Below are 12,801 nucleotides of genomic sequence, written 5' to 3'. Positions count from 1 at the left end.
CGCCGGCGAGGATGCCCGGATGCGTCGCCGCATCCGGGCCGCAGCGAAACGTCGAGGCCGCCGCTTGCTGCGCGCCTGCTACTGGAACACGACGGTGCGATCGCCGTTCAGGAACACGCGCCGCTCGATGAACGCCTTCACCGCGCGCGCGAGCGTGATGCATTCGACGTCGCGCCCCACCGCGAGCAACTGCTCGGGCCGGTACGAGTGATCGACGCGCTCGACCACCTGCTCGATGATCGGCCCTTCGTCGAGATCGTCGGTGACGAAATGCGCGGTCGCCCCGATCAGCTTCACGCCGCGCGCGTGCGCCTGGTGGTAGGGCTTCGCGCCCTTGAACCCCGGCAGGAACGAATGGTGGATGTTGATCGCGCGATTCGCGAGCCTCGCGCTCGTTTCCTGCGACAGCACCTGCATGTAGCGCGCGAGGATCACGAGCTCGGCGCCGCTCGTCTCGAACACGTCAAGCCACTGCGCTTCCTGCTGCGCCTTCGTGTCAGCGGTGATCGGGAAGTGCCGGAACGGCAGTCCGTGCTGCGCGGCGAGCGGCTCGAAATCCGGATGGTTCGACACGATCCCGACGATGTCCATCTTCAGCTCGCCCATCTTCCAGCGGAACAGCAGATCGGCGAGGCAATGCTCGAGCTTCGACACCATGATCAGCACCTTCGGCCGCGCGGCGACGTCGTGGATCGCCCACTGCATCCCGAAGCGTGCGGCGATCGGCTCGAACTCGCGTCGCAGCGCGTCCACGCGCAGCGAATCGGCGTCGTCCGTCGCATGGAACACGCAGCGCACGAAGAAGCGCGCACTGAGATCGTCGTCGAAGACGGTCAGCTCGTCGATGTAGCAGCGATGCCGGTCGAGCAGGCCGACGACGGCGGCGACCTGGCCCGCCGCGCTCGGACACGACAGCGTCAGCACGAACTGATGGGGACGTTGTGGAACGGACATGGATTTCCTCTGACTCGATGGCGCCCCGCGCACGGCGCGGATGCCGGACGTCCGAGGCGATGCACAAGTTAATCAAGCCAGATCGGATGCGGATAGAACCGAAGCGCCGCGCTGCTGGAATCGGCGCGCCAACGCCGGACGCGTCACGGGCACGCCTCGAGCAGCCAGCGGCGAAAGAGCGGCACTGCGCGCGCTGTCGGGCAAGATGCACTTCTGCGGGCCCGATCAGCTACACGGCTTCGAGGAGCGGCTCACGACCGACATCTACCCGGCCGACTTCGGCTGGGTGCCGGACTGGACGCGTCCCGCCGAGCGGCCGAGCTGGTATCACAACATGAGCTCGGTGCTCGACGCCGGCCCGTGCGTGCGGAACAACCAGCTCGATTTCGACGACGACGTGACATTCGCCCGCGCCAGAAGATCTTCGACGTCGCACGCGAGAAAGCCGCCGTCCGCGATACGCGGCCCTTCTGCATGGTCGTGTCGCTCACGCATCCGCACGATCCGTATGCGATCACGCGCGAATACTGGGATCTGTACCGGGATGAAGACATCGATCTGCTGGCAGTCCGAATGGATTTCGACGCGAGCGACCCGCATTCGCGGCGCCTGCGCGCCGTATGCGAGGTCGACCGCACGCCGCCGAGCGACGCGCAGATCCGTCGCGCGCGGCGCTCGACCAATGCGGCTTCACCGACGACACGATCGTGATCGTCACCGCCGATCGTGGCGACATGCTCGGCGAGCGCGGCCTCTGGTACAAGATGACCTTCTTCGAAGGCGCGTGCCGCCGGTCGCAGCCTTGTTGCGCACCTGCGCGGCGCGTGGCGGCCGCGATGACGGCGGCTGCGGCGTTGTCGTGGTGTGTCGCGACAGCATCGGCCCCGGAGGCCGCCGCGTGCCGCGACGTGCGGATGGCCGGCCCCGGCTGGACCGACATCGAAGCGACGGATGCGCTCGCGGGCGTCGTGCTGAAGGCGCTCGGCTACCGGCAGAGCGTGTCGAACCTGTCGGTGCCGATCACGTATCAAGGTCTGAAGAAAGGGCAGATCGACGTGTTCCCCGGCAACTGAACGGAATGATCGCCGCGATGCTGCAGGACAAGCGCTCCGCTGTGGACGCCGCGCAACACGCGCTGCGCGCGAACCCATCACTCGTCGACGCGTGGCTCGACGGCGTGACCACCGCGAACGGCGCGCCGGGCTTGACTGCCGTGCGTGCGGCGCTCGATGCGCGATGACGGCCGACGTCGGCATCGGCCCGGTCCGTCGCATCGTGACCATTCGGCGTCGTTTGGTGACGGGTAGCGCGAAAAATGGGTTTGTATTTTTCGCCAACGGCATCCGATTGTGCGCGGGATGCGCAACGGTCGTCGGAGTGGTGCGTCGTTTCAGCAATAGTCGCGGATTCGCGTGCGCAACGCGGGAATCTTTTTTTATCGAATGAGCAGGGTGGGGTGCCGACAATGAAGAAATCGAATGTTGCCGTGATGAGCGCGATCGCGCTCACGATAGGAATCGCGCCGGGCGCAAGCCGCGCGCAGAGCAGCGTCACGCTGTACGGGATTCTCGATGCCGGCATCACATACGTCAACAACACCGGCGGCTCGCACGTCTTCAAGTTCGACGACGGGGTGTCGTACGGCAACCGGATCGGCTTCAAGGGCACCGAAGACCTCGGCGGCGGCCTGAAGGCGGTCTTCGTGCTCGAGAGCGGCTTTCGCCTGGGCAACGGTCAGCTCGGTTTCGGCGGCGCGGAATTCGGCCGCCAGGCTTACGTCGGATTGCAGAACAACTGGGGGACGCTGTCGTTCGGCAATCAGCTCGACATGACGGAGGAGATGGTCTATCTGAACAACATCTCCGCATGGGCGAGCGGCTACGCGATTCACCAGGGCGACTTTGACCGCTTCAACGGCGACCGCCTGCCGAACTCGGTGAAATTCCTGTCGAACGATTTCAGCGGTCTCAAGTTCGGCGCGATGTATTCGTTCGGCAACGTCGCGGGCGATTTCCATCGCAACAGCGCGTGGAGCGCGGGTGCGAGCTACACGCACGGCGACTTGTCGGTGGGCGCGGCCTATACGCATCTGAACAACCCGTCCGGCATCTATGCGTTCGATCCGTACGCGATGATCGGCACGCACACGTTCCTCGGCCAGCCGACGGTCAGCGTCGATCCGGCGACAGGCAAGGTCACGGACCTGTTCGCGAATACGCCGATGAATGTCGACAGCCAGGGCACGTTCGGCGTCGGCGCGAGCTACACGCTCGACAAGCTGACGCTGTCCGGCAATTTCACGTACACGACGATCAAGGGCTTCGGCAACACGTCGCACATGCAGGTCTACGAAGGCGGCGGCCTGTATCAGTTCACGCCGGCGTTGAGCTTCGTCGCGGGCTACCAGCACACGCGCTTCGAAGGCCATCACTGGAATCAGGGATCGGCCGGCGTTCACTACCTGCTGTCGAAGCGCACGGACGTCTACATTTCCGGCGACTACCTGCGCGCGTCGAACGGCGTCGATGCGGTGATCGGCTACAGCTTCACGCCGTCCACCACGCAGACGCAAGCGGACATTCGCATCGGGATGCGCCACTCGTTCTGACTTGGCCGGACCGGCGCATGTTCGCGGCGCGCGCCGGGTCCGTCAGCGCGCGCACGCGTCAGAACTTCTTGCCGAACGCGATGCCGACGATATTCTCGTCCAGACGAATGTTCGCATTGCCGCCGCCGAACGATGGCGGAATCGACGCCTGACCGTCGACGGTCTTCCTGAACGCGTGACCGTAGAAGAAGCTGAATTCCGCGTGATCGGCGGTTTCCCATGTCGCGCCGAGCGTCGCTTGATCCTGGACGACGCCCGGCGCGAGCACGTTCAGGAACGTCTGCGTCGACGCGATCGGCTGGCTCGCGTGACTGTAGCCGAGCCTGAGCGTCAGATGCGGGTTGTAGCGGTACGTCGTGCCGATCTTCAGCACGTTCGTGTTGCGCCAGCCGAAGCCGGGACCGTTCGGCGAGCCGAGCGGATGGCCCGCCTGCAGATTGGCGAGCGGATTGGCGACCGAATCGACGTTGCCGTACAGAATGCGCTGGAAGTCCGCGGCGATCGTCCATGCCGGCGTGATTTCGTATGCGAGGCCGAAGCCGAAGTTTTCGGGGATGTCGAACGAGCCACCGTTCGCGAACAGGCCCTTGTAGCGATCGAAGCGTCCGCGGATCTTCGACGCCCACGTCGCGCCGACCGTCAGCGAACGCGCCAGGCGGCCCGTATAGCCGATGTGCACGCCGACGCCGACGCTCGAATCGGCGCCGCGGTCGGTCACGTTGTCCGGCGCAACCGATGCGCTCGCGAACGGTTGCAGTCCGCTTGCCGTAAAGCGCTGATATGCGATGTTCAATCCGATGCCGAGTGCGTGCCGCTCGCCGATCCGCAGCGCGAGCGTCGGCGACAGGAACACCTGCTCGAGGTCGACGCCCGCGGAGCCTTTCCCGCCGAACGCCTTGAACGGATTGTTCGCGTAGCCCGTGTCGAGCCCGCCGTTCGCATAGAGCGCGATGCCGGCATAGAGATTCGGGCGAAGCTGCTTCACGATTCCGGCTTCAGGCAGCGCGAACACCGAGCGGTTGTTGCCTTCGTAATGGCCGTCGACGCCGTAGCCGTTGCCGGCGACGTTTGCGCCGCGCGACGGCAGGAACGCACTGATGCCGACGTCGAAGCGGTCTCCGACGAATGCGATGCCGGCCGGGTTCGCCGCGGCCGCGAGCGCGTCTTGCGGCAGTGCGATGCCGACGCCCGCGACGCCCTGAGATGCCGCGCCGTAGCCGTTCGAAAAGTAGCCGTTGGTCGCCGATGCGGCGACGGGCGTCGCGCATGCGGCCGCCAGCATCGTTCGAGCGAACGATTCTAGGTTCACGATTCCTCTCCCTGGTGTTGATCATTGTTTCGACATCCGGAACAATGAATCTACGCAGGCGAGTAAACGGCGTGAACCAAGATATCGGGCTAAGCTTGTGGAGCCGGGACGGAAATCGATATACGGCGGTGCGGTGCGGATAGCCGCCGCATCCGCACCGCACAGGAGCGCTTACCGCTTCGCGGACGCGCTGAGTCCGCCGCCCAGCTCGGCCGCGTACGCGAGCGCGAGCTTGCCGAACTTCAGCGCGTGATTGCCTTGCGAGTCCGACCGATCGAGCGTGTCATACGCGGAGTGGATGTACGGATTGTCGTTCTGATCCGCTTCGAACGGGAACGACGCCGGATAGCCCTGCGCGTTCCATGACGCGTGATCGGAGCACGCATAGCCGCATTGCGACGTGCCGACCGCGAGCTCGGGCAGATAGGTTTTCGCGAGGTTCGCGAGATACGTGTTCTGCGTCGAGTTCGTATAGTCGCTGATCAGGTAGATGTCCTTCGGATCGCCCTTGTAGTTCGTCATGTCGAGCTGGAACGCGCCGACGACGTTCACGTTCTGCGCCCTGAACTGCTTCGCGATCGCCTGCGAGCCGAGGAGGCCCGGCTCTTCCGCCGCATAGCCGATGAACTTCAGCGTGCGCTTCGGCTGATAGCGGTTCGCGAGCAGTACGCGCAGCGCTTCGGTGAGGCTCGCGATGCCGGACGCATCGTCGTCCGCGCCCGGCGCGCGCGTGTTCTCGCTCATGCGGCCGACCGTCGAATCGAGATGGCCGCCGATCACGACAACGCCCGCCGCCGGATCGCTGCCCTTGATCGTCAGGATCACCGATTTTTGCGGCCAGCCGGTGTGCGCGAACTGCTCGACCGTCACGTCGGTGCGCGAGCCGGCGAGCTGCTTCCATTGCTGCGCGATCCAGTCGGACGCGGCCACGCCGTGCGACGTCGTGTAATAGCGGTTCGTGAAGCCGGACAGCGACACGATCGTGCTGACGATGTTGCTCGCCTGCAGTTGCGAGATCCAGTTGCGGACCTGTTGCGAGTTGGTGATCGGGTAGTCGATCGCGGCCGCCTGCATCGCGGCGCTCGGCTGCAGCGACGCGCGCGCTTCGTCGAACGTCGCGTGCACGAAGAAGCCGGGGCCGTGGCCGCGCGCGCGGCGGATCGCCTGCGACAGCGATTCGAGCAGCGAATCGTCGACCTGCGCGACGTGGACCGTTTCGGTGCGCTTCGCGTCGCCGGTGGCGAGCGCCGCGCTGTAGCGGCTCGTCGCGGCGGGATCGATCGCACGCAGTTCGCGCAAGGCGGGGGCGGCGAGCGTGATCCACACCGGCGCGGCGTGGGCGGCCGATGCGCAGAGGGCGCCGCAGACCGCGGCGGCGACGTGTTGGAGCTTGGACATGTTCGATCTCCTCAGGGTGAGGGGAGATGCAGTCGAGGGGACGGGCGCGCGGCAGATCGTGCCGCGCGCCCCGCGCCGATGTCGCTTACGTTTTCTTCTTGACGCGAGTGATGCGGGCTACAGCTTCTGCGGCACGGTCACGCCGTACGTGCAGCTCTTGTTGTACGCGTTGCCGATCGCATTGAGTTGCGTGCTGCTGTAGCCGAGCGCGGCCGCCGCGGTCAGCACCGCCTGGGCCGCGGCCTTCTGGTTCGTCGAGCCGTTCGTCATCGACAGCCCTTTCAGGAAAGCCTTGTCCATCGCCGCGCCGCCGATCGCGTCGCGCGCGACCATGTTGCACGACGCCCAGTACTGGCCGGCCGTGTGGATTTCGGAATTGCGGATCTGCGAGTAGGTGCGCCCGACGTTGTAGTTCGTCACGCGGCCGGGCCAGAACTCGTTGTGGCCGTCCCAGTTGTAGACCCAGTGATATTGCGCGTCGGATGGGCTCCACTGGTTGAAGTCGCGGCTGTACGCGGCCGCGAGGTAGTCGCCCGTGCCTTCGGACAGCCCCTCGACCTGCGAGAGCCCGCCGTTCGTGATCCAGTCGTGGATGCCGTGGCCGAGCTCGTGAATCACGACGTCCGCGTCCTCCGCGTCGTCGACGCCGCCCTGGCCGAACGACAGTTGGCCGGAGCCCGACGAGTACGACGAGTTGTCGGCGCCGGATTCGCCGTGCGGATCGTACTGGACGCCGCCCGAGTACTGATACGGCAGCGCCTTGATGCCGAGCGTCAGGTTCACGTAGCGCAGGAACGTGTCGATGTGGTAGTACGCGTTCACCGCCTCGAAGTACAGGTTCGAGCGCGTGAAATCGAAGGTCGTCGACGACTGGACCGGACACGCCTTGTCGAGCGGCGAGTCGAAATCGACGCACGATGCGTATGGGCCGGTGAGCTTGTAGCCGCTGCTCGTCTGCGTCAGATCCTTGAGCGTCACGCGCACGCGCGCGGCGTTCAGTTGCGTGGAGTCCGCGTCGTTGTTGTCCTTGAAGCCGGTGCTGCCGTAGCTGCTTCTCGTGGACGACAGCGGGTCCGGCCGGAATACGAGCCCGCTTCCGTCGGTTGCATAGGATGCCTTGTCTTCGGCGCGCAGCACCTCGCCGCTTCCCGCGTCGATGATCAGCTCCCAGTCGCCGCGCAGGCTGTCCTGCGGCTTGCCGCGCACTTTCCATGCGGTATGCGTGCCCGCGCCGTCGACGAACGCGACGACCTGCGCCTGCACGCTCGCGAAGCCGCCGACGCCGAGGTACGCGCGAGCGCGATCCAGCGCCTGCTGCTCGTCGACCGCCTGCGTCTTGCTCGATACGGCCGCGACGCCGTTCACCGCCTTGCTCGCGACGTACAGCACGCGGCCGTCCGGCGCAACCGTGACCGCGATGTCGCTGTCGTAGACGGGCAGCCCCGCCGCGCGCTGCTGGAAGCGCACGACAGTGAACGCGGCGTCGGCGCGCTCGGATGCGACGACGAGATTCGCGAGCGCGGCCTTGTCGAGGCCGAGCTGCGTCGCGCGCGCGGCGATGTACTCGCGCGCCATCGTCGCCGCGTCGGCCTTCTTCGCTTGGAACGCCGGGCTCGCCAGCGTGACGGCGACGGCACCGGGGCGGAACTGCCCGGTCTTGTCTGCCTTTTCCGCGGGCGCCACGACGCCGCGCGTGAGGCTCGCGCGCAGGCTTTCCTCCTGCGGGTTCGGCGCCTTTGAATCGGCCCACGCGGGCAGCGCTGCGCCGAGGCCGATGGCGAGGCTCAGGGCGAGCGGCAGTGCTTTACGGGATGTCTGCATGGATTGTCCTCGTCTTCAAAGTTTTGGATGACAAACGAAACCACGGGAACCGCAGGGACGACCCGGTCCGTGCGCCGGCCTCGACGAGCCGATGCAATCGGACGGAGCAACAACGGAGACGGCGCGATGCCGCGAAGAATCAGCGCGCGCCGAGCGGGCGGGGCGGAGGGAGGTGGAAACGCCAGAGAACGATCGGCGAAGCAAACGGCAAGCGCTGCGATGGCTGAATGAGCATCGTCATTACAAACCCCTCGGAATAAATATTTGGAATGCTGTTCTGTTCAGCAAACAAACGGTCGCACTGGAATGTCACGTCGTTAGTCTGCCTATCTATTTTTAGAACATGTTACAGAATATTTTCAATGTTATTTCGAATTATTTTCGAGGAGCGGTTCCATCGGCGAAAACGGTCAGGCGGCGCACGATTTTTGCGCTGCCGCAATCGGCTCAGCGCAGCGCGCGCCGGTCGCTTCTCGGGCTCGTGCCGAATTGCGCGCGATACGTGCGGGAAAAATGCGAAGGCGATTCGAAGCCGCACGCCGCGCATACGGCCGCGACCGTCATATCGGTCTGCTGAAGAAGTTCGCGCGCGCGATCGAGCCGCAGCCGCAAATGGAAACGTGCCGGCGTATCGTTGAGAATCGTGCTGAACAGCCGTTCGAGCTGCCGGCGCGTGACGCCGACCTCTCGCGCGAGCATGTCGGATGGCAGCGGGCTTTCCATGTGATGCTCCATCGTCCCGATCACCTGGATCAGCTTGCGGTTGTGCACGCCGTAGCGCGCGGCGATCTCGAGGCGCTGGCGATCGGAGCGCTGGCGGATCCGGCTCAGCACGAACTGCTCGGAGATCGTCGCGGCGAGATCGGCGCCGTGCCGGCGGCCGATCAGGTCGAGCATCATGTCGATCGATGCGGTGCCGCCCGCGCAGGTGATGCGCCGCTCGTCGATCTCGAACAATTCCTGTGTCGTCTTCAGGTGCGGGTAGCGCTCCTGGAATGAGGCGAGCGCTTCCCAGTGCAGCGTCAGCGCATGCGACGCGTCGAAGAGCCCCGCCTCCGCGAGCACGAAGCTGCCGGTGTCGATGCCGCCCGTCGTCGCGCCGCGCCGATACTCGCGCTTGAGCCAGTCGCCGAGCGCGCGCGTGTAGCACGCGAGCGGATCGAAGCCCGCGATCACGAAGATCGTGTGCGTGCGCTCGACTTGCGCGAACGCGGCGTCCGCGTTCAGCGAGATGCCGTTGCTCGCGACGACGGGCGCGCCGTCGCGGCTCACGATGCGCCAGCGATACAGATCCGGCCTGAAGCGGTTCGCAACGCGCAGCGGCTCGACGGCCGACATGAAGCCGAGCGCGGAGAAGCCGGGCATCAGCAGGAAATGAAACTCTTCTGGCATGGGGCGTGTGCTTGCGCTTGCGAAACGATCGGCCGAGCGTAGCAAGCAAGGCGCAAGCAGGCAAGCCGCGTGACGCGTCGCCCGGCGGTAAAGCCTTGCCAAGCGTGACGATTCGTCAACCTAATGGTTTTTACGCATAGTCGCAAACAGGCAAGAAAAGGTCGCCGTCGGTCGCCTTGCCGCGAATATGGCCCGTTACCTTTGAGCCCACGGTGCAGGCTGTGTCGTCCCCTTGAAATCGCCTGCGGAATCCGTCGAACAGGGAGGCAACCATGAAGTCCACCAAGACCCTCGTATTCGGCGCGGCGCTCGCCGCAGCATGCGTGTTGCCGTCGCCGTCGTTCGCGCAGGACTCGGCCGCGTGCCGCAACGTGCGCTTCGCGGACATCGGCTGGACCGACATCACGTCGACGACGGCGCTCGCGTCGCTGCTGTTCGACGGTCTCGGCTACAAGCCGACGACGACGATCTCGTCCGTGCCGATTTCGTTCGCAGGGCTGAAGAACAGGCAGCTCGACGTATCGCTCGGCTACTGGTGGCCGGTGCAGCAGCATCAGTTGCAGCCGTTCCTCGATTCGAAGTCGATTTCGGTGGTCGAGCCGCCGAACCTGTCGGGTGCGAAGGCGACGCTCGCGGTGCCGGGCTACGTGTACCAGGCAGGGCTGAAGTCGTTCGACGACATCGCGAAGCATCGCGCAGAGCTCGACGGCAAGATCTACGGGATCGAGCCCGGCAGCAGCGCGAACGCGACGATCCAGAAGATGATCGACGCGAACCAGTACGGGCTCGGCGGCTTCAAGCTCGTGGAGTCGAGCGAGGCGGGGATGCTCGTCACGGTCGATCGCGCGATCCGCGACAAGAAGTGGGTCGTGTTCCTCGGCTGGGAGCCGCATCCGATGAACATCCAGATCAGCATGAACTACCTGTCGGGCGGCGACGCGGCGTTCGGCCCGAACTACGGCGAAGCGCGCGTGTACACGCTGACGTCGCCCGACTACATGGCGCGCTGCCCGAACGCGGGCAAGCTCGTCGGCAATCTGCGCTTCACGACGCAGATGGAAAACCAGTTGATGCAGGCGGTGATGAACAAGGTGAAGCCCGCGGAAGCGGCGAAGGCGTACCTCAGGAAGAACCCGCAAGTGCTCGATGCGTGGCTCGCCGGCGTGAAGACTTACGACGGCAAGGACGGGCTGGCTGCGGTGAAGGCTTATCTGGGGCTCTGAACGGTGCGGCTCGCCGCCTGGCGCGCGAGGTCCGGGCAGGGGACGCGCATCCGAATCCGAATTTGAATCTGAACGAGGCGACAGCGATGAATCAGGAAGTCATTGTGACGTGCGCGGTGACGGGCGCAGGCGACACCGTCGGCAGGCATCCGGCGATACCCGTCACGCCGAAGCAGATCGCCAGCGCGGCGATCGAGGCCGCGAAGGCGGGCGCGACGGTCGCGCACTGCCACGTGCGCGATCCGCTGACGGGCCGCGGCAGCCGCGATCCGAGGCTGTATCGCGAAGTGGTCGACCGGATCCGCTCGGCCGACGTCGACATCGTCATCAATCTGACGGCCGGCATGGGCGGCGATCTCGAGATCGGCGCGGGCGAGGACCCGATGCGCTTCGGCAAGGGCACGGACCTCGTCGGCGGGCTGACGCGGCTCGTGCACGTCGAGGAACTGCTGCCCGAGATCTGCACGCTCGATTGCGGCACGCTGAATTTCGGCGACGGCGACTACATCTACGTATCGACGCCCGCGCAGTTGCGCGCGGGCGCGAAGCGGATCCGGGAACTGGGCGTGAAGCCCGAGCTCGAGATCTTCGACACGGGGCACCTGTGGTTCGCGAAGCAACTGCTGAAGGAAGGACTCCTCGACGATCCGCCGCTTTTCCAGCTATGTCTCGGCATTCCGTGGGGCGCGCCCGCCGACACCGGCACGATGAAGGCGATGGTCGACAATCTGCCGCCCGGCGCGCACTGGGCGGGCTTCGGGATCGGCCGGATGCAGATGCCGATGGTCGCGCAGGCGATGCTGCTCGGCGGCCACGTGCGCGTCGGCCTCGAAGACAACCTCTGGCTCGACCGCGGCGTGCAGGCAACGAACGGCTCGCTCGTCGAGCGCGCGCGGGAGATCGTCGAGCGTCTCGGCGCGCGCGTGCTGACGCCTGCCGAAGGGCGCCGCAAGCTCGGCTTGCCGCCGCGCGGCGAGCGGCCGCTCGAGCGGCGCGCGATCGCCGAATACGCGTAACGCGATATCGCGGCGCATTCGTTGCCGCGCGACGTGGCGAAAGCGGCCAGGCGTGCGTGCGTCGCGCCGACGCGGCTGTTTCGCCTGATCTTCTCGTTCAAGGATCGAAAGTACATGGCTGTCATCACCGAAATCGACACGTTCGCGGCGATCGGCGCGGGCGTCATCGGCAGCGGCTGGGTTGCGCGCGCGCTCGCGAATGGGCTCGACGTGCTTGCGTGGGACCCCGCCGACGGCGCGGAACAGCAGTTGCGCGCGAACGTCGAGAACGCGTGGCCCGCGCTCGAGCGCGCCGGATTGGCGCCCGGCGCGTCGCCGGCGCGCCTGCGTTTCGTGTCGACGATCGAAGCGTGCGTCGCCGGCGCGGATTTCATCCAGGAAAGCGCGCCCGAGCGCGAGGCATTGAAGCTCGAATTGCACGACCGGATCAGTCGCGCGGCGAAGCCCGATGCGATCATCGCGTCGTCGACGTCGGGCTTGCTGCCGACCGATTTCTACGCGCGCGCGCATGGCCCCGAGCGCTGCATCGTCGGGCATCCGTTCAATCCGGTTTACCTGCTGCCGCTCGTCGAAGTGCTGGGCGGCGAGCACACCGCGCCCGAGACCGTCGACGCGGCGATCGGCGTCTATCGCACGCTCGGCATGCGGCCGCTGCGCGTGCGCAAGGAAGTGCCGGGCTTCATCGCGGATCGCCTGCTCGAAGCGTTGTGGCGCGAGGCGCTGCACCTCGTCGACGAAGGCGTTGCGACGACGGGCGAAATCGACGATGCGATCCGTTTCGGCGCGGGCATCCGCTGGTCGTTCATGGGCACGTTCCTCACGTATACGCTGGCGGGCGGCGAGGCCGGCATGCGCCACTTCATGCAGCAGTTCGGCCCCGCGCTGGCGCTGCCGTGGACCAGGCTCGTCGCGCCGAAGCTGACCGACGCGCTGATCGACCGCGTCGTCGAGGGCACCGCCGAGCAGCAAGGACCCCGAAGCATCAAGGCGCTCGAACGCTATCGGGACGAATGCATCACGGAAGTGATCGCGGCGATCGCCGCGGTGAAGGCGCGCCACGGAATGCGCTACGAGGATTGA

General features: G+C 66.0%; 10 protein-coding genes and 2 pseudogenes. 7 read left to right on the top strand and 5 right to left on the bottom strand.

The genetic code is table 11. The annotated features are described in order from the left end of the window. Positions 1–78: 78 nt before the first annotated feature. Positions 79–954, bottom strand: coding sequence for a formyltetrahydrofolate deformylase (gene purU / locus WS92_RS11595; protein WP_059931595.1), 876 nt, complete (start codon positions 952–954; stop codon positions 79–81). 193 nt (positions 955–1,147) lie between these two features. Between purU and WS92_RS11590 the strand changes: the two are divergent. The 4 genes and pseudogenes from WS92_RS11590 to WS92_RS11585 all read left to right on the top strand — a co-directional run. After that, positions 1,148–1,745 (top strand): annotated as a pseudogene (locus WS92_RS11590) (choline-sulfatase); the annotation flags it as partial. After that, positions 1,719–2,194: pseudogene (locus WS92_RS36535) on the top strand (glycine betaine ABC transporter substrate-binding protein). The pseudogenes WS92_RS11590 and WS92_RS36535, both read left to right, overlap by 27 nt. Then, the gene (locus tag WS92_RS36105) at positions 2,191–2,400 is read left to right on the top strand and encodes a hypothetical protein (RefSeq protein WP_180988214.1); all 210 of its coding nucleotides are present in this window, start codon (positions 2,191–2,193) and stop codon (positions 2,398–2,400) included. Before WS92_RS36535 ends, WS92_RS36105 begins: the two are co-directional and overlap by 4 nt. A gap of 19 nt (positions 2,401–2,419) precedes the next feature. Beyond that, positions 2,420–3,562 (top strand): porin, encoded by a 1,143-nt coding sequence (locus tag WS92_RS11585; protein WP_015603583.1) that lies wholly within the window; start codon positions 2,420–2,422, stop codon positions 3,560–3,562. A gap of 58 nt (positions 3,563–3,620) precedes the next feature. Here WS92_RS11585 and WS92_RS11580 read toward each other — a convergent pair whose 3' ends face one another. From WS92_RS11580 to WS92_RS11565, 4 genes are all read right to left on the bottom strand, one after another. Further along, the gene (locus tag WS92_RS11580) at positions 3,621–4,844 is read right to left on the bottom strand and encodes an OmpP1/FadL family transporter (RefSeq protein ID WP_059931597.1); all 1,224 of its coding nucleotides are present in this window, start codon (positions 4,842–4,844) and stop codon (positions 3,621–3,623) included. A 198-nt stretch (positions 4,845–5,042) separates the two neighbouring features. Continuing rightward, complete coding sequence (locus WS92_RS11575) at positions 5,043–6,269, bottom strand: M20/M25/M40 family metallo-hydrolase (protein ID WP_009917125.1); 1,227 nt, start codon at positions 6,267–6,269, stop codon at positions 5,043–5,045. A gap of 117 nt (positions 6,270–6,386) precedes the next feature. Further along, positions 6,387–8,090 carry a M36 family metallopeptidase gene (locus WS92_RS11570; protein ID WP_059931599.1) on the bottom strand — a complete coding sequence of 568 codons (1,704 nt, stop codon included), beginning with the start codon at positions 8,088–8,090 and terminating at the stop codon, positions 6,387–6,389. A 447-nt stretch (positions 8,091–8,537) separates the two neighbouring features. Next, positions 8,538–9,482, bottom strand: coding sequence for a GlxA family transcriptional regulator (locus WS92_RS11565; protein WP_006027759.1), 945 nt, complete (start codon positions 9,480–9,482; stop codon positions 8,538–8,540). 272 nt (positions 9,483–9,754) lie between these two features. Between WS92_RS11565 and WS92_RS11560 the strand changes: the two genes are divergently transcribed. The 3 genes from WS92_RS11560 to WS92_RS11550 all read left to right on the top strand — a co-directional run bounded on the left by WS92_RS11560 (position 9,755) and on the right by WS92_RS11550 (position 12,801). After that, a complete protein-coding gene (locus tag WS92_RS11560) occupies positions 9,755–10,705 on the top strand; it encodes a choline ABC transporter substrate-binding protein (RefSeq protein ID WP_059931600.1) in 951 nt (316 codons plus the stop codon). Between the two features lie 86 nt (positions 10,706–10,791). Further along, on the top strand, positions 10,792–11,721 hold the full coding sequence (locus WS92_RS11555) for a 3-dehydrocarnitine:acetyl-CoA trimethylamine transferase CdhC (protein ID WP_059931602.1): 930 nt from the start codon (positions 10,792–10,794) through the stop codon (positions 11,719–11,721). Between the two features lie 114 nt (positions 11,722–11,835). After that, complete coding sequence (locus WS92_RS11550; protein WP_059931672.1) at positions 11,836–12,801, top strand: L-carnitine dehydrogenase; 966 nt, start codon at positions 11,836–11,838, stop codon at positions 12,799–12,801.

Source organism: Burkholderia sp. MSMB1588, assembly GCF_001546925.1.
GTDB classification, from domain to species: domain Bacteria; phylum Pseudomonadota; class Gammaproteobacteria; order Burkholderiales; family Burkholderiaceae; genus Burkholderia; species Burkholderia humptydooensis.
The sequence above is the reverse complement of the archived record's forward strand: the minus strand, read 5'-3'. Positions and strand labels throughout refer to the sequence as shown.

Excerpts from the sequence above, each read along its gene's own strand:
- WS92_RS11570 (WP_059931599.1), bottom strand. The coding sequence starts at position 8,090 with ATGCAGACATCCCGTAAAGCACTGCCGCTCGCCCTGAGCCTCGCCATC.
- WS92_RS11575 (WP_009917125.1), bottom strand. The coding sequence starts at position 6,269 with ATGTCCAAGCTCCAACACGTCGCCGCCGCGGTCTGCGGCGCCCTCTGC.
- WS92_RS11550 (WP_059931672.1), top strand. The coding sequence starts at position 11,836 with ATGGCTGTCATCACCGAAATCGACACGTTCGCGGCGATCGGCGCGGGC.
- purU (WP_059931595.1), bottom strand. The coding sequence starts at position 954 with ATGTCCGTTCCACAACGTCCCCATCAGTTCGTGCTGACGCTGTCGTGT.
- WS92_RS11580 (WP_059931597.1), bottom strand. The coding sequence starts at position 4,844 with ATGCTGGCGGCCGCATGCGCGACGCCCGTCGCCGCATCGGCGACCAAC.
- WS92_RS11560 (WP_059931600.1), top strand. The coding sequence starts at position 9,755 with ATGAAGTCCACCAAGACCCTCGTATTCGGCGCGGCGCTCGCCGCAGCA.
- WS92_RS11555 (WP_059931602.1), top strand. The coding sequence starts at position 10,792 with ATGAATCAGGAAGTCATTGTGACGTGCGCGGTGACGGGCGCAGGCGAC.
- WS92_RS36105 (WP_180988214.1), top strand. The coding sequence starts at position 2,191 with ATGACGGCCGACGTCGGCATCGGCCCGGTCCGTCGCATCGTGACCATT.
- WS92_RS11565 (WP_006027759.1), bottom strand. The coding sequence starts at position 9,482 with ATGCCAGAAGAGTTTCATTTCCTGCTGATGCCCGGCTTCTCCGCGCTC.
- WS92_RS11585 (WP_015603583.1), top strand. The coding sequence starts at position 2,420 with ATGAAGAAATCGAATGTTGCCGTGATGAGCGCGATCGCGCTCACGATA.